Consider the following 20,440-nt stretch of genomic DNA (forward strand, 5'->3'; position numbering starts at 1 on the left):
CGCTTCCACGGAATACCGGCGGTCGGCTGCTTGTGCGGGATCGACCCTGCGGGAGTCCGGCGCCCGCCGCAGATTCAGCGCATCTTGCTGCAACGGGCAGACAGCGTGCCGTGGGTTGCCGAACTGATCGCTAAATCCGGGCGCGGGGTGATGCGCCAACGCGGGCTGGACTGGTATCTGGAGCGGGCCTTCCGCAGCGCACCGCTGAACCGGTCGACCGTACGCAATCCCGATTGGATGGCGTTGATCCGAAACGCCCGTGAGCATCTGCTGAAACAGGGTCCTGCGACCTTTGTGCTTTCGCGCCACCGCATGGATACCGCGCTGTGAAGGCTAGCCAAAATTCCTCGCGGCAGCACTGACGGAAAGGTATGGAGAGGACCGGGATTCTGGTCTGAACTGTCCATGGAGCCTGTGCTTCCTCTGCGGGTCTCCGCCGCAAGGTAAGAGCAATGCGGCCAGGGAAACGCCTTCTCCTGCATATGCAAGCCTGGCCTGTCCTTCGGCCTATACCGGGGCGTGCTCTAGCCGGGTGCGCCTATTGCATCCGGCCGGTCGTGGTGGCCTTGCGCCGCGCTGCGCCATATTGCCGACACAATGGGTGCTGTCGGCCTTGGGTGCCGAGGTTGCGACGGCGGGATCTGGCCGGTCGGCGATCGGCTGCGCGATGAAGCAATCCTTCGCTATTCTGCTGCTGGACCTGCGGATGCCCGATGCCGCCTCAAACAAGCGGGGGACGAATCCTCGGCCCGCCGCCCCAGCCGGGCTTTCCCGCCGTCAGGCAAGCCATCCTCACCGCGCTCGCGCAGCCAATCCGGTGTCCCCACTGCCGCAAATCCCCGCCCCTGCAGACTAGCCAAGGCAGGGCTAATCCAGCGGCGTGTTCACGGGCGTTTCCATGAAGACCCCTATCGCTCGCGGAAGGCGCGATTGAACTGGTCGGTCAAGGGCTTGGCAAGGTAAGAGAACGCTGTGCGTTCCTCGGTCGTGACGAAAACCTCGACGGGCATGCCCGGCACCAGTTGCAGCCCGGCCAGCTTTGCCAATTCTTCGGGGCCGACCTCGATATCCCCGGCATAGAAGCTGTCGCCGGTGGTGCCGACGCGCGAGGTGGCCGCCGCCACATAGGTCATCACGCCCTCGAGTTCGGGGGTGGTGCGCTGGTTGAAGGCGGAAAAGCGCAGCCGGGCGGTCTGGCCCACGGCGATCTGGTCGATGCTGGCGGGGGCGAATTTCACCCCGATCTTCAGCCGTGCATCTTCGGGAACGATGGTGGCCAGCACCTCGGCCGGGGATATGACACCGCCGATGGTATGGATCTTCATCTCGTTCACGATCCCCGCGATCGGGGCACGGATGTCGGTGCGGGTCAGCCGGTCCTCAATTGCCGCGCGGCGGTCCTGCAATTCCGAGATGCGGGTTTCGACAAGGCTCAGTTCGCGCTGCGCCTCGGTGCGCGCGGTTTCGTCGATGGCGATGATCTGCAGGCGCACCTCGTTGGTGCGGGTCTTGGCGCGGGCAATGGCCGCGTCGATCTCGCCGCGTTCGCCAAGCAGCCGGCTGCGTTCGCGCCCGGTGGCGAAGACGCGCGAAACCTCGATCAGCCGCGCCTCGGTCAGCGCCGAGATCCTGAGATGCTCGGCCTCGACCAGTTCGATCTCTTCCAGCTTGGCGGCGCGCTGCGCCTCCAGCCCGGCGATTTCCTCGCCGATCTGCACGATGCCCAGCTCAAGCTGCTGCTTGCGGCTCTCGCGGTTCAGGCGGTTGCCCTCGAAAAGCCGCGTCTCGCCGGCCAGAAGGCTGGCGGTTTCCGCCCCGACCTCGGTCAGTTCCGGCGGAAAGGCGATGACGGGCTGGTCGTCGCGTTCGGCGACCAGCCGCGCCCGCCGCGTCGCCAGCTCGATCAACTGCGAGCGGACGATCGACAGCTCCGCCCATGTCTGCGCATCGTCGAGGCGGAACAGGACCTGGCCCGCCGTCACGCGGTCGCCCTCGCGGATCTCGATGCTGCCGACGATGCCGCCGTCGCGGTGCTGGATCAGCTTCAGGTTCTGGTCGACCGCCACCTCGCCCTGCGCGATCACCGCGCCGGTCAATTGCGCCGTCGCGGCCCAGCCTCCGATCCCCAGCACCAGAACCGCGCCCAGCAGGAACCCGGCCGCCACGCGCGCGCGAAGGCGAAACCGCCCGTCATCGACAGGCGAGGCGGCGTTGGTCCGGTCTTTGCCCATGGCTTGTCCTTTCTTGCGTCAAGCCGTCCCCTGCTCGACGATCACCAGAAGATGGCGGCCTTCGAGGGTGATCGTGGTTTCGTAAATGTCGTCGCGGTTGAAATCGGCCTCGATCACGGTGCGGTCGATGTCTTCGTCACGCTCGTGGCTAAAGCGGATGCGGATATCGTCGTCGTCGAAATCGTCGCCGTAGATCTTTTCGAAGTCGTCCTCGTGGCGGTCGATTATTCGCTCGAACAGGTCATATTTCGACATGCGCAACCGATCCCCGACCTTGAAGTCCATGATCTCGAAACTGCGTGCCTCGACCGTGGCGCCGGGATCGGGCGGCGGCGACGGGGCAAGAAATTCAAAGACATTGTCGCCCTCGCCGCCCTCAAGGCAGAACGGCGCGTCGCCCAGGATGAAATGGTCGTCACCCTTGCCGCCGCTTACGGCCTCGAAGCCGGCGATCGCATCCGTGCCGATCTCGACCCCGCTGGCGACGCCGGCATTCAGGTCGATCAGCAGGCATTCCTCGGCGGCGGAATAGTCCAGCCGGTCCCATCCCTCGCCGCCGTCCAGGCTGCCGTCCCCGCCATCGAGCGCCGCGATGACGTGATCGTCGCCCGCGCCTGCGAGCACGCGCTCGAATCCCGCGATCGTGTCCGTGCCGATTTCCTCGCCGCTGGCAAGCTCGTCATGAAGGTCGATCAGCAGGCTGTCGGCGGCGGCGGAATAGTCCAGCGTATCCACGCCCGCGCCGCCGTCATAGATGTCGTCGGCCGCGTCCAGCGCCGCGACGACATGGTCGTCGCCCAGCCCGCCGCGGAGGACATCCGCGCCCTGGCCGTCGCTGAGAATATCATTGCCCGCACCGCCTTCCAGCAGGTCGTCGCCCGCGCCCCCGATCAGCAGATCGTCGCCCGCGCCGCCATGCAGGCTGTCATTGCCCGCACCGCCGTCCAGATAGTCGTCGCCGGTGCCGCCATCCAGCAGGTCGTGGCCGGCTTCGCCCTGGATGATGTCGTCGCCCTCCTGGCCGAAGATGCGGTCGTCGCCGGCACCGCCCCACAGGTGATCGTCGCCCCGGCCGCCGAAGATCACGTCATTGCCGTCGCCGCCGAAAACCGTGTCGTTGCCGTCAGCGGCGACGATATGGTCGTGGCCCCGCCCGCCCTGCACGACGTCGTTGCCGCCGCCCGCATCGATATTGTCGTCGCCGTCGCCGCCGTCGATATCCTCGGCGCAGGCGCCGCCAAGCAGGTTGTCGTCCCCGTCGGTCCCCTGGATGAAATGCCGTTCGAAGACCGAGAAATGCGCGGTCTGGGTGACAGAGGCATGGCCGTCGCCGATCTCGTAGCTCAGCGTGACCGGGCCGCTGAAACCGGGTTCGGGGCGATACTCCCAGCCGCCGTCGATGCGGATCACCGTGCCGGCCGAGGCGGTGACATGATGCACCGACAGCATGTCGCCGTCGGGATCCTCGGCATGGCGCAGCAATTGGCCCAGCCCGATCGCCAGAACCGCGCAAGAGGCCATGTCGGCCAGATGGACCGGCCCGGAAACACGCGGAGGGCGGTTGCCGCCCTGGGGCGGGGGAGCGCCGTCGTCGTCATCCTCGTCCGGTTTCGGGTCCGCAGGCCCGTCGTCCGCCGGCGGAAGCACCTGGCCCTTGGGGCCCGGGTTCGCGAATCCGGGCGCGGCGATGTGGTTGTCATTCGCGGCCGCGCCGCCCGGCGGGACGAACGGTGCGCCCTGCCACGGCACCGGCAGGCCGAATGTCTCGACATGAACGGTTTTCGGCGGTGCCACGGATCCGGCGGCAAGGCCGGCGGGGCCGTCCTCGACCGGCGCCGCCGGCTGCGCCCCGGTTGCCGAAGGGGCGCCTTCTGGCGCCCTGGGCGGGGCGGCGGCCGAGAATGCGGTGCTGGCCGGCTCTGCCGCGCCCTGCGCCGCTTTCTGCGGCGGAAGGGCTGTTTCCTCTTGTCCCCAGGTTGGAAAGATCGATTTCAGATATAGGCCCAGCCAAACCAGCGCCGCGCCGAAGACATAGGGCGCGCGGCCTTCCCCTTCGGACGCTTTCGCCGCATAGCGTTCCGCGGCGGCGGTTTCGGCCGAGCCGGATCGGGTGCCCTTGACCTTGATGATCATGCCGTGACGCGCGCCGTTGCCGGGGCACGCTCCTTCCTGTCGGTTTCTGCTGCGTCGAGATCGACCCGCACGGGCCGCGCGATGATGTCCTCCTTGGGACCGAAGGCGGTCATCCGGCCGTTCTGGACCACCGCGACCAGGTCCACCGCCGCCAGGGCGCTGGGACGATGGGCGATCACCACCACGATGCCGCCCCGCGCCTTGACCGCGTTGATCGCCGCCGTCAGCGCCGCCTCGCCCTCGCCATCCAGGTTCGAGTTCGGCTCGTCCAGCACCACCACGAAGGGATCGCCGTAAAGCGCGCGGGCAAGGCCGATGCGCTGCCGCTGGCCGCCGGACAGCGCGATCCCCATCGGCCCCAGCGCGGTGTGATAGCCGTCGGGCAGGCGCACGATCATCTCGTGCACGCCCGCCGCCTTGGCGGCATCGACGATGCCGCGCGGATCGGGATCGGGTTCCAGGCGCGAGATGTTTTCCTGGATATCGCCCTCCAGCAGCGCGACATCCTGCGGCAGATAGCCGATATGGCGGCCAAGGGTTTCGTCGTCCCATTGCCCCAGCTCGGCATCGTCCAGCCGGATGCTGCCGCGCAGGGCGGGCCAGATGCCGGTCAGGGCACGCGCCAGGGTGGTCTTGCCGCCGCCGCTGGGGCCGATGACGCCAAGCGCCTGGCCCGGCGACAGGGTGAAGCCGACCTCGCTCAGCAGCACCCGGCCGCTGTCGGGGGCGGCGATGGTCAGGTTCTCGACCTTCAGCGACTGGCGGGGGGGCGGCAGGGGCATCGGTGCCTCGGCCTCGGCCAGCGCCACGACGGTTTCCTTCAGCCGCCGGAAGGCCGCGCGGGCGGCAACCACGCCCTTCCAGTTGGCGATGGCCATGTCGATCGGCGCCAGCGCGCGGGCCGAGGCGACCGAGGCGGCAATGATCGCGCCGGGCGACAGCTCGCCGATTATGGTCAGGAAGGCGCCGAGGCCCAGCACCGCGGATTGCAGGATCATCCTGAACACGCGCGAGATCGCCCCGAAGGTGCCGCCGACATCGTTGGCGCGGGTCTGCAGGGCCAGATGCTCGTCATTGGCGCGCGTGAAGCGCATGACGGCGCGGGCGCCGAAGCCCATCGCCTTGACGATCTCGGCGTTGCGGGCGTTGGAATCGGCGATGGCGTTGCGGGCGATCATCGCCTTCTGCGATGCCTCGTTCAGGCGCCGGGTCATCAGCTCGGTGACGATGGTCAGCGCCGCCAGCACGAAGGCGCCGCCCAGCGTCAGCGCCCCCAGCCAGGGATGCAGGACATAGACGAAGGCCACGAACAGCGGAACCCAAGGCAGGTCGAACAGCGCCACCGGCCCCTGGCTGCCCAGGAAGCCGCGCACCGTATCGACGTCGCGGCCCCGCTCCAGCGCCTCCGAGGTGGAAAAGCCAAAGCGCGGCATGTCGATCGCCACCTGATGGGCCAGCGGCGCCAGCCGGCGGTCCAGCCGCGCGCCGATCCGCACCAGGATCTGCGAGCGGATGATGTCGAACAGCCCCTGCGAGAAATACAGCCCGATGGCCAGGATCGAGATCGCCAGCAGCGTCGGCACGCTGCCGCTGGTCAGCGCCCGGTCATAGATCTGCAGCATGTAGAAGGCGCCGGTCAGCGCCAGGACGCTGATGATGCCCGATATGCCGAACAGAAAGACGAGGATGGCGCGATATCCCCGGATCAGGTTTGCAGCGCCCTTGCGTCTCGCCGCCTTCGTCACATCCCTGCCACGCATCGGAACCCACCTCGCTACCTTGTCGGGAAAGGAACCCGCCGGCCGCCCTGGGACCGGCCGGCGGGCCACGGCGTCACAGATTGAAGTCGTTCGCCGTCAGGATATGCGCGCCCTTGAGGCTGATGCGGAAATCGGCCCCGTCATCGCCGGTCGTGTTCCCCATGACGACCGTATAGTCGCCATCCTCCCTTGTCTCGTGAACGACCATCAGCTGGCCGCGTCCGGTGAAGGCCTCTCCGGTCACCAGGGTGAAGGACTGCTTGCCGTCCGCCCCGGCATCGGCATCGATGGCGGAAAGGTCGATGCGATCACCCGGCGCGAAGTCGACGATCGTGTCGCCATCGGCATCCTGCGCCGACAGGAAGCGGAAGACGTCCTTGCCGCCGCCGCCATCCATCACGTTGACCGCGGCGCTGGCGGTGATGACGTCATTGCCCGATCCGGTGACGATGTTCTCGATGCTCCAGATCGTGTCGCTGCCGGTCTGTTCGCTCGACACGCTGCCCCGGCCCATGAAGCCGGTGCCCAGATCGGCGGTGATGTTGGCGGTTATCTGGGACATGTCCAGCGTGTCGGCATCCTCGTCGCCGTAATAGACGTCGTCGCCGTCGCCCTTGGTGGCCACGATCAGATCCCCGCCCTTGCCGCCGAAGACAGTGTCGTTGCCGGTGCCGCCGGTGATCATGTCACCGTCGTCGCCGCCGAAGATCCGGTCGTGCCCCGCATCGCCATAGAGCATGTCCGCCCCGGCACCGCCGAAGACGTCATCGGCGTCGCTGCCGCCGAGGATCACGTCGCGCCCGCCGCCGCCGCTGAGGAAGTCGCCGCCCTCGCCCCCGCGGATGATGTCGGCGCCCTCGCCGCCCTGCAGCACGTCCGCCTTGCCCGTGCCGATCAGGGTTAGGTCAGCTACCAAGCCGGCCCCATCCGGGGGCGCGACGTCGTCCGGGCCGTCGCCCAAAGGGCTGGTATCGTCCGGCTCGGTTTCCGCCGGCGGCGCGGCCGGGCCGGTGAAGGTGACGGAACCCTCCCCGGCCGTCAGCGTGGTGGTGCCGTCGGGATTATGGGTGATCGTATGGCCCGCATCGCTTCCGGGCATCTCGATCACGTCCTGCTCGCGCAGCTGCCCGATGATCGTGTCCTGCCCGCCGTTCGAGCGGAACAGAACCCGGTGGGCCGAGTTCAGCCCCGAGATGTCGAGCACGTCGTCGCCGGCCCCGCCTTCCAGCGTGATGGTGCTGTAGGAAAGGCTGGTGCCGGTAAAGTCGCCATGCGCCGCGAAGGTGTCGCCGCCGCCCATGCCCGAGATTACGACCTCCTCGACATCCTTCATGATCGCGACCACCGCGGCGTAATTGGTGCCGTTGCGGGTGATGATGATCTCGGTATCCTCGGGCACGTTGCCGTTCAGCACCTGGTTGTTGTTGGCCGCGGCGGCGGCCCGCCATTCGGCAAGCGTCCAGATGTGATAGGCTTCGGCGGTCGCGTCGCCGGTGACATGCACGGTATCGGTGCCGGCGCCGCCGTCGATCGTGTCGCGCCCGTCGCCGACGTTCCACTGGACCAGGTCGTCGCCATCGCCGCCGCGGATGACGTCGGCGCCCACCCCGCCGATCAGCGTGTCGTTGCCCAGGCCGCCGTCAAGCGTGTCGTTGCCGATGCCGCCGTCAAGCGCGTCGTTGCCGGCCCCGCCATCCAGCAGATCGACGCCGGCCTCGCCGATCAGCTCGTCGTCGCCATCGCCGCCGGACAGGGCATCGTAGCCGCCGCCGTTCAGCAGGTCGTCGCCCGGGTCGCCCTCCAGCGTATCGGCCCCGGCGGCGCCGTTCAGCGTGTCGTTGCCGCCGCCGCCCAGCAACAGGTCGTTGCCGCCTTCGCCGTTCAGAAGATCGTCGCCGTCCAGGCCGCTGATCGTGTCATTGCCGCCCCTGCCTTCGATGATGTCGGCGCCAACGGTGCCCGACATTGTCTCTGCCGTGCCGTTGCCGACCAGATGGACGCCGACCGGCGAGGTCACGGAAGAGATCACCTCCTCGGCCTTGCCGAAGCCGTCGGTATAGCGCGCCACCACCCGCAGCTGGGTGTTCACATGGGCCAGGCCCGGCGTGAAGGAACTGCCGGTCGCCCCGGCGATATCCGTCCACAGGCCGCCGATGAAGCTTTGCCACTGCACGCTCATCGTCGCCATGTCGATCCCGTCGGCATCGCTGATCCCGCTCAGGTCCACGGCCAGCGCCTGGCCCTGCGTGGGCGTGGTGTCGCTGATCAGCGGCTGGCCCACCGGCTCGGCGTTGAACAGGTCCGAGACATTGACGGTGACGTCGCCGAACTGCAGCACCTCGATGTTGTAGAGCGTGTCGATCCCGTCCGAGACCCGGTTCTGGTTGGTGATCGGGTCGATCACGCCAGCGGTCTCGTCGAGATGCTCGATGCGGATGCTGCCATCGGCGTTGCGCGTCACCGCGTAGTTCTCGAACAGATCCCAATAGACCGCGGTGTCCGTGCCGCTGTCGTCCCACAGGATTTCGCGGGTGATCTGCAACTGGCCGGGGTCATAGACCCGCTCCAGCATCAGCAGGTCCAGCGTCCGGCCGCCATGCAGCACGTTGCCGGCCAGGTCGGTGACGACCGCGGACATGCCTTCGGCCGTGGCGATCTCGGTCCCGCCCGCGTCAAGGATGCTGATGCGAAGGTTCAGCCAGGCGTCGCCGTCGATGACGTCATTGCCGCCCCGGCCCTCGATCAGATCGCCGCCGCCGCCGCCCAGCAGGATGTTGCCGCCGGTGAAGATCATCTTCTCGGCGCCCGAGCCGTCGGCCCAGTATTCGCCCAGCCGCATCATGTCGGGGGTGATGATCCGGTCCAGCCCGGCGATGCGGTCGATCCCGGCCTGGTCCAGCTCGTTATGGATGAAATTGCCCTCGGGCGTCGGATCGAAGGCCAGCTCCTGGTCGCCCTCCTCGTCGCTGCGGTCGTCGCCGCGCAGGATGTCGTCATGGATCCAGCCCGACAGCGCCTCGACCTGGCTGAAGCGGTCGCGCAGCACCTCCAGGGGCAGGCTGTCGAAGACCGGGAAGTTCATGTCGGCCACGCCCGGAACCTGCTGGCCCTTGAAGGCCACCCAGTCATGGCCCCACATGCCGATGAACTTCTGGATCCCCTCGCCGGCGATCATGATGTCGTCGCCGGAATCGGCGTCGTAATCGGTGTCGCCGCTGCCGCCGTTCAGCACGTCATGGCCGATGATCGACGAGTTGAAGAAGATGTCGCCGTTGTCGCCGGCGATATAGTCGAACAGGCCGTGGCCCTCGACCCAGTCGTCGCCCTCGTTGCCGAACAGCATGTCCGGGCCGTTGCCGCCCATGAGGAAGTCGTCGCCAGTGCCGCCCCGGATCTCGGAGCCGTCCGGGCCGGTCATCAGGAAATCCCGGCCCGAGCCGCCGAAGATCAGCGCCATGCCCGAGCCGCCGTGGATGACGTCGTTGCCGGCATCGCCATGCAGCATGTCGGTCTCGCCTATGTCGGTGCCGGCATTGGTGATGATGTCGTTGCCGTCGCCGCCATGGACGATGTCGACCCCATATCCGGCCTCGATCCGGTCGTCGCCGCCGAAGCCCCGGATCGCATCGTCGCCGCCGCCGGCGATGATGGTGTCGTTGCCCTCGGTCCCGGCGATGACGGTGTGGTCGGCGCCATTGTAGCGGATGAAGTTCGCGCCGCGCTCGACCAGGCTGGAGATCGCCTCCAGCGTCGGGTTGTCATGCACCGGATCCGCGTGCCCGAACTGCGCCTGCTTGGCGGCATCGACATAGAGGACGTGATCGGGGATCGAGAAGATGTCGCCCGGCAGCGCGAAGCCCGTCGCCCCCAGGTCGGTGTTGCGCATGACGATCGAGGCCAGCGAGTTGTTTTCCAGCTCGGTCAGCAGGTTCAGGCCCTGCGCGCGCGACAGGTAATAGAAGCGGTCGGCATGCTGCAGGTTCTCCATCTGCAATTCGAAGATGAAGGCGAAGGTCGAGCCCAGCATGCCCCCGAAGGGCATCTTCTTCTCGGCCAGCCCGCCGACCCACAGGTCGACATCGTCAAGCCCGCCCCTGCGCGCCGCGAACTCGCCGCTTGCGCTCAGGAAGGCCAGCCGGTCGGCGGGGGCCGAGATCACGCGGGCGCCGCCGTCCTCGAAGACCGTCTGGTCGGTGCCGAAGACGATGGCCATGGCGGCGGCACGCTTGCCCGCCACGGTTTCCTCGCCCCTGATCAGGTCATGGGTGCCATAGGCGGCGATGAAGTTGACGATGGATTCGGGGTTCTTCAGGTTCACCGCGAAATCGACCCAGCTGTCATAGGGCTTCAGCTGGCTGTCGCCGCCGGCCATGTCCATGAACTGCTGGCGCGCCTCGTTCAGCGTCGGCATGCCGGTGTCGCGGCCGCGCGCGATGTTGATCGCGGCAAGGTCCAGCGGGATGCCGACCAGTTGGTTGCGCAGCACGTTGGTGACGAATTCGTCGATCTCGTTGCCGACCTGCCCGGTCATGCCGCGCACGATGGCGCCCGCCGCCTGGTGATGGTCCACGGTGTCGGAGCCGAAGGCCAGCGGGTTGAGGAAGGCGTCGAAGAGCGTCAGGTGGTCGGTCGAGCCGTCCGCATGGATCTGGTCCACGGTCTCGTTCAGCATCGAATGGCCGAAGCGATAGACCACATGGGCGAATTCGGCAAAGATCGCCGGATTGATCTCGACATCCGGCTGCACCATGAAGATGTCTACGTCGGGCTGCGCCTTGCGGGCGAATTCTTCGAAGACCAGGTGCTGATATTCCATCTCGGTGGTGAAGCGCGCGGTCTGGAACAGCCGCTCGCCGTCCCAGTTGCCGTCGGCGTCGCGCCATTCGGCGATGAAATCCGCGTCGCCGGTGTCCAGGATCACCTGCTTGATGTGATCGACCAGCCGGTTGTGCTCGGCGTGGAACACCGAATGCACCGCCGTCAGGCCGATATTCTCGTTCCCGCGCCCGTCGCCGGTGATGTAATGCGCATCCAGCATCTCGTCGTCATAGGAATCGCGGTTGCCGCGTGCGTCGAAGCCGCCGGAATAGCCCGGCGCGTCGTCGCCATCGGGCTGCAACACGCCGTCCACCGCCACCGGCACCGCGTTATGGGCGATGTCGTCCAGGAAGGCATTGCCCGTTCGCGCGGCCGAGACGGTCTCGCCCGGATCGATCACGTTGCCGCCGAACAGCACGGTGCCGGGGGGCAGCTGGATGGCGGAGGGATCGACCGGATCGGCCAGGTTGCCCTCGACCCAGATCGGCATGCCGTCCACGTCGAAGGCGGCAAGGATCTGCGGCAGCCCATTCGGGCCGCGGATGAATTCGCCGTAGGGGTCGGTCAGCAGGACCGGAACCGCGCCCACGTCCAGGTCGGTCAGGTCGATGCCCAGCAACTCGCGCGCCTGATCCTTGACGTCGCGCCATGTGGCCATGCCCCGCGCCCCTTCCAGCAGCTTGCCGGTCGAGACCGGCCCGTCCGGCCCTTCGGCATATTCGCGCAGAAAGACCTGATGCGAGGGATGCGAGGTATAGGTCTGGTTCTGGTCCACCCACGGCGTGGTCACATTGGCCGCGCCGTCGCCGATGGTGGCGCGGGACATGGCCATGAAATTGGTATGCGGCGAATCCGGGTCATACAGCGGGTCGTCCGGCTGCAGCGGGATATAGACCGTACCGTGCCCGCCCTTCTGCACCAGGTCCAGGCCGTGGTCGAAGAACTGCCCGAACAGCGTGAACCAGGCATTGTAGGATGCCGACAGCCCTTCGTCCGGGGCCTGGTTGGGCAGCCTGATGGTCGGGCCGTCCATCTCGATCCCGTGCTGGTCCAGCAAGTCGGCCAGCTGGGCCTGTGCGATGGCATGGGCCGCGCTGCCCGGCACCGTGCCCTTGACCAGCGAATGGGCCGTCATGACACCTTGCACCGCCGCGGTCATGTCCGCGCCCTCGACCCCGGCATGGCGCAGCGCGGCGGCGATGGCCGCCGGATTGTCCAGCGTCTGGTCCACGATCAGGTTGGAAATCAGCCGCGGGTCGGCATCGACCACGGTTCCGGGCTGAAAGCCGGGGCTGGTCGGACTGCCGGGCGCATAGTCGTTGTTGGTCAGCCATACCGGGTTTTCCGGCGTGCCGAACATCATCTGGTCGTCGCTTTCGTCGCGCCAGGTGGGATCGGTCAGCCGCAGGAATTCCTCGTGCGAGGCGCCCCATCTTTCGCGGCCGGGAACAAGGTTGTTGTCGCTGCCATCGACCGTGCGCAGCCCATAGGGCAACAGCGGGCTGCTTACCAGCTCGGTCAGCGGCGTGCCGGCGGCATGGGCCTCGGCGATCTTGATCTGCTCGAGAATGAATTCGAGATCGTGCCTGATCAGCGTTACCATGATGTAATCCCCCTGTGTCGAACGCTTTCCGCCGCGGTGGCGGAAAAGCCCCGCCCGCGCCGCTATGCGGGACGCCTGCCGATATGCCTGGAATCATGCCCGTCTGGGCGCGGGGCATGAACTTGACAAAGTCCGGTCTTTTCATGCGGCCCAGGTCCGAAGGATAAGGCGTCGAAGGTCCAGGTGCGGATCGGACCAATGTCCGAAGGCTGATTGACCGAAAGTCTGAAAACCGGCCTTGGGACAATTCAACGGCCGTTCATTTCCATTATCGCATTCATATTGAAATCATCGGGAATCCGTATGGGAAAGACCGCGTCAAGATGCAAAAACATGCCCTTAACGACAGTTTCTGGGCCCGGACCGTTCTGCTATCGTCAAAACATATCGGTTCAGTTGAATGTCGACGGAGGTTTCCGCCCATGCCCAGGGTCGAGTTGGCGATTTTCGATGATCACCCCATCTTTCTTGAAGGCCTGGCAGGAATATTCGCCGACTCGGATGAATTCGCCGTGGTGGAAAAGGGCGTCTCGGCCAGCGATGCAATCAACCTGACGCTGAAGAACAGGCCCGATGTCATCCTTCTGGACCTGGACATGCCGGGGAACATCCTGCAGGCGATCCAGAAGATCCGCGAGGAAGCTCCCGATGTGCGGGTGCTGATCTTCACCGCCTCGATGGCGGTCGAACATGCCGTCCAGGTGCTGGAAGCGGGGGCGCATGGCTATGTCATCAAGGGCAGCACGGCGGCCGAACTGGCCGAGGCGATCCGCGCCGTGATGCGAGGCGAGACCTTTGTGACGCATACCTTCGCGGCCAAGGTCATCGCGGCATTGCAGAACGCTTCGCTTCGCAAGCGCACGCTGCAGGCGATCCGGCTGAACATGCGCGAGGAACAGATCGTGCGGCTGCTGTTGCGGGGCAGGACCAACAAGGAAATCGGCCAGCAGCTGCAGATCAGCGAAAAGACCGTCAAGCATTACATGTCGATCCTGATGCAGAAGCTGCATGCACGCAACCGGCTGGAGGTGGTGTTGGCCGCACAAAAGCTGCAGGCAGAGGTGGCGCCGGGATCGAACCTCTACCTCCAGTAGTTTCCTATCCGGCTTCGACCGGCAGGCGAGCGGTGATCGTCGTGCCTCGTCCCGGTTCCGAGGTCGCATCAAGATTGCCGCCCAGGGTCTGCAATCGCCGCGACAGTCCAGGCAGCCCCAGTCCGGGCATTCCGTTTCCGCCCTGCGGCGCTTTCGCCGCCTCGGGTTGCAGCCCCGGACCGGCATCGCGGATGACAAGCTTGATCTCGCCGTTCCGCGTCTCGGCCCAGACCTGCTGGCCCCTGCCGCCGGCATGGCGAAAGGCGTTGTTCAGCGATTCCTGCACGATGCGATACAGGCAGATCTTTGCGGGCTCGGACAGGTGGTCGGGCAATTCCCCCAGCCTTTGCGAGACTGTCGTGCCGGTCTGGCTTTCATGCCGCGCAATCGCCAGCGACAGGGTTTCGGACACCGTCAGCCCGTCCAGTTCGGGGATGCTCAGCCCATAGGCCAGGTTCCGCAATTCCTGCATCGTGCGCGTGGCCAGCTCTGCGGTCTTTTGCCGCTCGCGCGCGGCGGCGGCGTCCTCGGCGCGGCCCGAGGGCAGGCCGCTGAGACGCAGCACGATCAGCCCCAGCAGTTGCAGCGGGCCATCATGCAGATCCGCGCCGATGCGGGTCAGCAGGGTCTCGTTCACCTTGATCGCCTCCAGCTTGGCCGTTTCGGCGGTTTGCCGCAGGTCCGCGTTCTGGCGGGCCAGTTGCTGCGACATGTCCAGCCGATGGCGCAACTCGTCCTGTTGCGCCCGCACGATGCGGCGCGCCCGGCTCGCGGTCAGGATCAGCAGCGTCAGCATCAGCGCGGTCGTCAGCCCGACCACCCCCCAGATCCGCGACGCGACGCGGTTCATCTGGGCCTGAAGCTCGGCGGCATTCTGATAGAACTCGCCGACGGCGGTGACGAGGCCGCTTTCGCGGTCGCGCAGGGGCATATAGATCTCCAGCAAGGGCTGGCCCAGCCGCTCTTGCCGCCGAGTTCCGTGATCGGTCAGGTTCTCCATCAGCTCGGCCACGACCTGACCGCCAAAGGCGGCATCCAGCTGGGCGGATGACATCTGCCGCCCCGTCAGCCGCTTGTCGGTGCTGTAGGCCACGGTGCCGTCCTGCCACCAGATCACCGCCGCCTCGATGGCGGTTTCATGGGTATGGCGCATCAGCAGTTCGTCCAGCTGCAATTCGATCCGGGACGGCAGCATTCCATTTCGTTCGACATCGCGCAGCAGCGGTTCGATGATGATGTTCATGTAGACGGCGCTGGCATCGGCCGCGCTTTCCACTTCGACATTGCGAATATAGGCGTTTACCCAATATCCTAACGTGGCCATCGACATGCAGATCACCAGAGCGATCGCGATCACGACTTGCGAATGCAGCCCCATCTGCCGTCCGAAACTCTGAAGGATATGAGAGAACTCGGATTTGGGCATGGCGGATCCGCGGGGCAAGAAAAGCTTTCGTCATCTTGCAACAACCCGCAAAGCCCGCGCAATCCTTGCTGTGCCATGAAGTCCCGCACAGCGGGCGGTAGGCTCCGCGCATCCTCCGCAGCAACCTGGCCGCGTTTCCTCTTCGGGGAAGGCGTTGCAGTTCTCCCCGCGAGACAAGGGGTAAGCACCGGCCAGACTGACCCAGCGGGAGCTGATCGGGGAGGAACTCAAGCCGGTCTGGATTAGATGATATAACAGGTGCCTGTTAGATAACCGGCGAAGGAGCGCGAGATGACGACCGATCAGAGCGATATGCGAAAGGATCAAGGTGAAACAATCGCCATCCTCAAACAAATCAAGCTTTGGCTACAGATATTGGCTGGGCTGCTCGTCCTGCTGATTTTGCAGGTCACGGTTTCTTGACGGCATCGCCTGATCGGCGGCGCGACGATGACGAGGGGCGACTTGATAAACGATCAGCCCCAGCTCAGGCAGGGGGTGGCAGCCGGCCGACTACGAGGTTTCCGAACCTCGCAGTCGATTGACCGATCCGCAGATGTCCAGGCCTGGAATCGCGGTCCAGATACCGTCCCTCGCGCTATCCAGACGAATGCAGCATTCGGTAAGTCCGTCCGCAACCACGGATCGGTGCCCGGTTTCGACAAGGGCACGCCGGGCTTCATCCATGTGCTGGACGCCAATGACCTGCACCCGATCCGAAAAATCCAGGTGCTGCGCCGCTAATTCGCGCTGGCGCTCGACCGCAGCGCGGGGCGGCTTTACGCCGGCAATCCGCTGGACGGCTCGCTGACCGGGATCGACGCGCGGGGCGGGCGAGTTCTTGCACCGGATCGAGGGCGGGCTCTGGACCGCCGGCGCCGCCTATGGCGCGGCTGCCGGGCGCTTCTACGCCAGCGGCGGCGGCATCGAGGAGATCGCGGCGATCGACGCGGCTGGCGCGCTTCCAACCGGCGACACCGCCGAGGAAGGCGCCGAGACCTCGCAGCATTTTCTCGTCAACCTGACGATCGACGCCGAGGGCCAGCGCCTGTTCGCGGCCGATGCCCTATGCGGTCAAGCAGCGCATTCCCTTGCCGACGCATCCGAACAGGCTGGAGGTCAGCGAGGAAGGCCGGACCCCGTTTTTGACCGTCAAGACCCCGCGTGACAAGGACCATCCCGACTATCGCGAGGGCGCGCTGGATTCGCGGCCGCGCATCGACCTGGAGCGGTTGGGTAATCACGAAAAATAGCCAGCGATCCCGTTTTGAGTCCGAGCTTAGAGGTGTTTTTTGGCTTTCCACCGGAAAGTGCGTCTCTCCGAACTGATCCTATGCCCCAGGATGTTCCAGAATTACAAAAGCTGCATTCAGACGAATATGGGGAAATGGGAGGAATGGTTCTCGGGATCCGTGACGATTGCTTCAACCATGAGCCTGGTTGATACGGAGAAAATGGACGCGGAGCAGTTCTGCTCGGACCTCGCTGCCGGGGCCGGATGCTATTTTGACTGGGCATATGTCTTTATCGGCCCTGAGGCTCATGATATGATCATTCCGTTTTCCTGTATATGATCCTGTCCCGGCGGTATGGAGCCGCCGCTCTCGGGATCCGATGCCCGTCCTATAGGGATGCTGCCATGACGGAGTATCCGCCGTGTCGACTATCTGGCACCAGGGGTTCCGGGGTTTCCGAAGCTCGACTAAAGTGCCGAAACAGCCGAAAGCGACTGTCGTGATCCGCTGTCGCGCGGTTTCATGATGTATCCTTCCTTCACGGTCAATCGGCGCGCAAAGCTGGCTACTCCTGCTCGGCATCGGAAATGCCGCCAGATGACCGGTGTTGAGGGGGCATCATGCGGCCATCGCCTGCTTTGCCGGCCAGGTTCTCAGCCATGGCAATGACGGTTGCAGCCTGCCTCGCACAGGGCGCGCGACAGATGGATGCCGCGGGCCTTTGTATTTCCGTCCGATATGCCGCGCTCGTCCGACTGGTTGCGTGAGGGCGTCAGGCCCCCAAGGCCCAACCCGCTTCGAATATGCCAGGCCGGGTGGAGTTATCGAATGTTGACCGCGTCGTTGAGCTTGTGGAACTGGATCCCCGGACTAATGGGCGGCACGGGATCGTCGCCATCGTCATCGAGGATCTGGGCGGCTCTTGCGCGACCGGCTGCCGTGGCCGGCCTCGTTGGACGCGGCGGCACTTCGGGCGCATGGTCTCCTTCGTATTCGCCTGCGCGTTCAGGGGTGCGGAAAGGCCCAGATTACCAGCCGCATGGAGCGGACCGGCGGCCGGTATGAAGGCCTTGCCCTTGGTGAAGCTTTCCAGCCTCCACATCCAGCATGAAGCAGATTTGAAACGGGACCATCAGATCGCGCAGGCCGGTTTCGCAATCGGCATTGCTCGATCTCATGCCCGCAACATGCCGATAAGCTCCGTGGTCGATGCTGCGGAGTATTTCTTGAGCAGGCTTCCGCGATGGATATCCACCGTCTTGGGGCTGATGCCCAAGGCGATCGCGATCTGCTTGCTGGTGAGCTTGTCGACCAGCAGGGCGGCGACATCCCGCTCGCGCTGGGTCAGCGAGATTGCGGTCTTCTTCGCATCGCGATCCTCGGTGATCTCGGAAAACAGCCAGGCGGTCATTTCATGCGGCACCGCGGGATTGAAGGCATGGCCCCGAACACGCACCCAGAAATGGCTGCCGTCGAGGCGGCGCATGATCCGGTTGTCGTCCTGGGGCACGCCGCCGATCAGAGAGGGTTCCATGCGGCGGCCGGCGGCCTCGAATTCGTCCAGGTCGGGGTAGAGGACCGAGAAGGGTTGCAGGACGACATCCCTGCGCCGCGCCCGGAAAAGGCTCAGTGCGGCGCCGTTGCAATCCATGATGATTCGGTCTTGGGCAATAATGGCAGCAACCGGCAGACCCAGGAAAATTGCTTTGTAATCAAGGCGTTTTCTTGGTTTCATCCGCCATCCCATCACCGATTACCTAGGTAAAATATACCTATAGACCTAGGGGTCTGACTGCAACATCCTTGCAGGCACGAAAAGACGTCCGATGGGGCGCAGGAAAATCACGGGGAGTTCTGGATGAAGACCGCAGCAATCATCGGCGCGGGGCTTATCGGGCAAGGCTGGGCGATCGTCTTTGCCCGTGCCGGTTGGAACGTGAACCTTTACGATCCGAATTCGCAGGCCGCCGAAAAGGGCCTGGCCATGATCGGTTCGCTGTTGGGGATGTTGAAGCAGGAAGGACTGCTGCCGGACGACACCTCTGCTGCAAACCGCATCCGCATTGCCCCGACGCTGCCGGACGCGCTGGCGGGGGCCGAATATATCCAGGAATCGGCGCCCGAGAACCTGGAGGCGAAGCGGGCGCTATTTGCCGAGATGGACGCGCTTGCCGCGCCGGATGCGCTGCTGTGCAGCTCGACCTCGACCATCCCGGCCAGCGCGTTTACCGGGCATCTGGCCGGGCGGGCGCGCTGCATGGTGGCCCATCCGGTCAATCCGACCTATCTGATTCCGCTGGTCGAGCTTTCCGGTGCGCCCTGGACCGCTGCGGACCATATCGAACGCGCAAAGGACATTCTGCTGGACGTCGGCCAGCGTCCGATCGTCGTCAGGAAAGAGATCGAAGGCTTCGTCATGAACCGCCTGCAAGGCGCGGTGCTGCACGAAGCGTTCCGGCTGTTCAGCGAAGGCATCGCCTCGGGCGAGGATATCGACGCCACGATCAAGCACGGGCTGGGCCTGCGTTGGGCCTTCATCGGACCGTTCGAGACCATCGACCTGAACTCGCCCCAGGGGATCGAGGAATATTGCGAACGCTATGCCGGGGTCTACGAATCCATCGGCGCCTCGCTGGGCAAATGCGTGGACTGGAACAAGGCGCTGCGCCAGGGCCTTGCCGATGAGCGCAAGCGCGAACTGCCGCGCGACCAGCTGGAAGCCAAGCGCCTGTGGCGCGACCAGAAGCTGATGCAGATGGTGCGCCAGCTTTACCATGCCGGCTGACCGGCCGGGACGTATCAGGAGAATATCATGGCCAATCCCGTCATCATCACCTGTGCCGTCACAGGTGGCACGGATCACGCGCACAAGAATCCGGCCGTTCCGGTCACGCCCGCACAGATCGCGGCGTCTGCCGTCGAGGCCGCCGATGCCGGCGCGGCCATCGTCCATGTCCATGTCCGCGACCCGGAAACGACGCTCGCCTCGACCGATTTCGCGCTTTACGCCGAGACGGTGGACCTGATCCGGCAGGCCAGGCCCGGCCTGATCATCAATCTCAGTTCCGGCTATGGCGCCATGGTGACGGCGGACCAGATCCGCGACGGCAGATCCGCGGCCGAGGCGCTGCTGACCCCCGAGGCGCGGGTCGAGCATATCGTCCGGCTCAGGCCGGAAATCTGCAGCCTCGACATCGCCGCGATGAATTTCGGCGAGCAGATGTTCCTGAACTCGATCCCCGACCTGCGCGTCATGGCCGGGCTGATCGAGGGGGCAGGGGTCAAGCCCGAGCTGGAAGCCTTCGACATGGGGCATCTCAGCATCATCCGGCATTTCCTGAAGAAGGGGGTGCTGTCCTCGCCGCCCTTGGTGCAGATCGGCCTGGGCGTCATGGGCGGCGCGGATGCGGATGCGCATAGCATGTCCGCTCTGGTGCGGCTGCTGCCCGAGGATGCCGCCTGGGCGATCTTCGGCATCGGGCGCCACCAGTTCCCGGTGGCGACGCAGGCGATGCTGATGGGCGGCCATGTCCGGCTGGGGCTGGAGGACAATCTTTACCTCGAGGACGGCGTGCTGGCCCCGTCGAACGCCGCGCTGGTCGAAAGGATGGTCGCGATCATGGGCCTGCTGGGCCGCAGGCCCGCCACCACCTACGAGGCGCGCGCCACCCTTGGCCTGCGGCGCGCCGGCTGATGGAGGGCGAGGCCGCGCCCCGCCTGCTGGCCCGCATGTCGATTCCGGTCCGCTGGGGCGACATGGATGCGGCGGGTCACGTGAACAACACGGTCTATTTCCGTTTTGCAGAAGAAATCCGCCTGACATGGTTTCAGCGGATGGGCTTCGGCGCCGGGCTGGGCCATGGCGAAGGGCCGGTCATCGTCAACGCCTCGATGACCTTCCTGCGCCAGCTGCATCATCCGGCCAGCGTCATCGTCACCATGACCGCGTCCAATCCGGGACGCAGCAGCTTCGACACCGATTACGAACTGACGGACGCCGGCGATCCCGGCACCGTCTATGCGCGCGGCTCGGCCCGTTGCGTCTGGATCGACTATGCCACGGCGAAATCGGCACCGATGCCCGACCGCCTGCGCAGGGCGATCCTTGATCCCAGCCCGATCACGGCGGGTCTCTGAGCC

Annotated in this window: 13 protein-coding genes; 7 read left to right on the forward strand and 6 right to left on the reverse strand. The window is 65.6% G+C overall.

Annotation, left to right across the window (positions count from 1 at the left end):
* The first annotated feature begins 30 nt into the window (after positions 1 to 30).
* On the forward strand, positions 31 to 330 hold the full coding sequence (locus tag IT40_RS28500) for a hypothetical protein (RefSeq protein WP_147307296.1): 300 nt from the start codon (positions 31 to 33) through the stop codon (positions 328 to 330).
* A 578-nt stretch (positions 331 to 908) separates the two neighbouring features.
* Here the strand turns inward: IT40_RS28500 and IT40_RS08465 are convergent.
* The 4 genes from IT40_RS08465 to IT40_RS08480 form a co-directional block, all read right to left on the reverse strand.
* The gene (locus tag IT40_RS08465) at positions 909 to 2,231 is read right to left on the reverse strand and encodes an HlyD family type I secretion periplasmic adaptor subunit (protein WP_036753132.1); all 1,323 of its coding nucleotides are present in this window, start codon (positions 2,229 to 2,231) and stop codon (positions 909 to 911) included.
* 18 nt (positions 2,232 to 2,249) lie between these two features.
* Positions 2,250 to 4,364, reverse strand: coding sequence for a cadherin-like domain-containing protein (locus IT40_RS26725; RefSeq protein WP_052095827.1), 2,115 nt, complete (start codon positions 4,362 to 4,364; stop codon positions 2,250 to 2,252).
* Positions 4,361 to 6,124, reverse strand: a complete 1,764-nt coding sequence (locus tag IT40_RS08475) for a type I secretion system permease/ATPase (protein ID WP_036753135.1) — start codon at positions 6,122 to 6,124, stop codon at positions 4,361 to 4,363. Before IT40_RS08475 ends, IT40_RS26725 begins: the two co-directional genes overlap by 4 nt.
* 73 nt (positions 6,125 to 6,197) lie before the next feature.
* Positions 6,198 to 12,545: a peroxidase family protein gene (locus IT40_RS08480; RefSeq protein WP_052095828.1), complete on the reverse strand. Its 6,348-nt coding sequence runs from the start codon at positions 12,543 to 12,545 to the stop codon at positions 6,198 to 6,200.
* A gap of 422 nt (positions 12,546 to 12,967) precedes the next feature.
* Here IT40_RS08480 and IT40_RS08485 point away from each other — a divergent pair, with 422 nt between their 5' ends.
* Positions 12,968 to 13,639, forward strand: a complete 672-nt coding sequence (locus tag IT40_RS08485; protein WP_036753138.1) for a response regulator — start codon at positions 12,968 to 12,970, stop codon at positions 13,637 to 13,639.
* Between the two features lie 4 nt (positions 13,640 to 13,643).
* Here the strand turns inward: IT40_RS08485 and IT40_RS08490 are convergent, their stop codons facing one another.
* Entirely contained in the window at positions 13,644 to 15,065 is a 1,422-nt protein-coding gene (locus tag IT40_RS08490) for a sensor histidine kinase (protein ID WP_084196984.1), read from the reverse strand.
* 291 nt (positions 15,066 to 15,356) lie between these two features.
* Here IT40_RS08490 and IT40_RS30445 point away from each other — a divergent pair, with 291 nt between their 5' ends.
* On the forward strand, positions 15,357 to 15,488 hold the full coding sequence (locus tag IT40_RS30445) for a hypothetical protein (RefSeq protein ID WP_258551869.1): 132 nt from the start codon (positions 15,357 to 15,359) through the stop codon (positions 15,486 to 15,488).
* Between the two features lie 418 nt (positions 15,489 to 15,906).
* A complete protein-coding gene (locus IT40_RS29990) occupies positions 15,907 to 16,233 on the forward strand; it encodes a hypothetical protein (RefSeq protein ID WP_036753141.1) in 327 nt (108 codons plus the stop codon).
* Positions 16,234 to 17,474: 1,241 nt separating this feature from the next.
* On the opposite strand, the gene IT40_RS08505 is transcribed toward IT40_RS29990, so the two are convergent.
* Entirely contained in the window at positions 17,475 to 18,035 is a 561-nt protein-coding gene (locus IT40_RS08505; RefSeq protein ID WP_036753149.1) for a LuxR C-terminal-related transcriptional regulator, read from the reverse strand.
* Between the two features lie 123 nt (positions 18,036 to 18,158).
* Here IT40_RS08505 and IT40_RS08510 point away from each other — a divergent pair, with 123 nt between their 5' ends.
* The 3 genes from IT40_RS08510 to IT40_RS08520 are packed head-to-tail and all read left to right on the forward strand — an operon-like array spanning position 18,159 to position 20,437.
* Positions 18,159 to 19,085, forward strand: coding sequence for a 3-hydroxyacyl-CoA dehydrogenase (locus tag IT40_RS08510; RefSeq protein ID WP_036753154.1), 927 nt, complete (start codon positions 18,159 to 18,161; stop codon positions 19,083 to 19,085).
* Positions 19,086 to 19,112: 27 nt separating this feature from the next.
* Positions 19,113 to 19,994, forward strand: coding sequence for a beta-keto acid cleavage family enzyme (locus IT40_RS08515; RefSeq protein WP_036753159.1), 882 nt, complete (start codon positions 19,113 to 19,115; stop codon positions 19,992 to 19,994).
* On the forward strand, positions 19,994 to 20,437 hold the full coding sequence (locus IT40_RS08520) for an acyl-CoA thioesterase (RefSeq protein WP_208021349.1): 444 nt from the start codon (positions 19,994 to 19,996) through the stop codon (positions 20,435 to 20,437). Before IT40_RS08515 ends, IT40_RS08520 begins: the two co-directional genes overlap by 1 nt.
* The last annotated feature ends 3 nt before the right edge of the window (positions 20,438 to 20,440 follow it).

Source organism: Paracoccus versutus, assembly GCF_000763885.1.
Taxonomy (GTDB): Bacteria; Pseudomonadota; Alphaproteobacteria; order Rhodobacterales; family Rhodobacteraceae; genus Paracoccus; species Paracoccus versutus.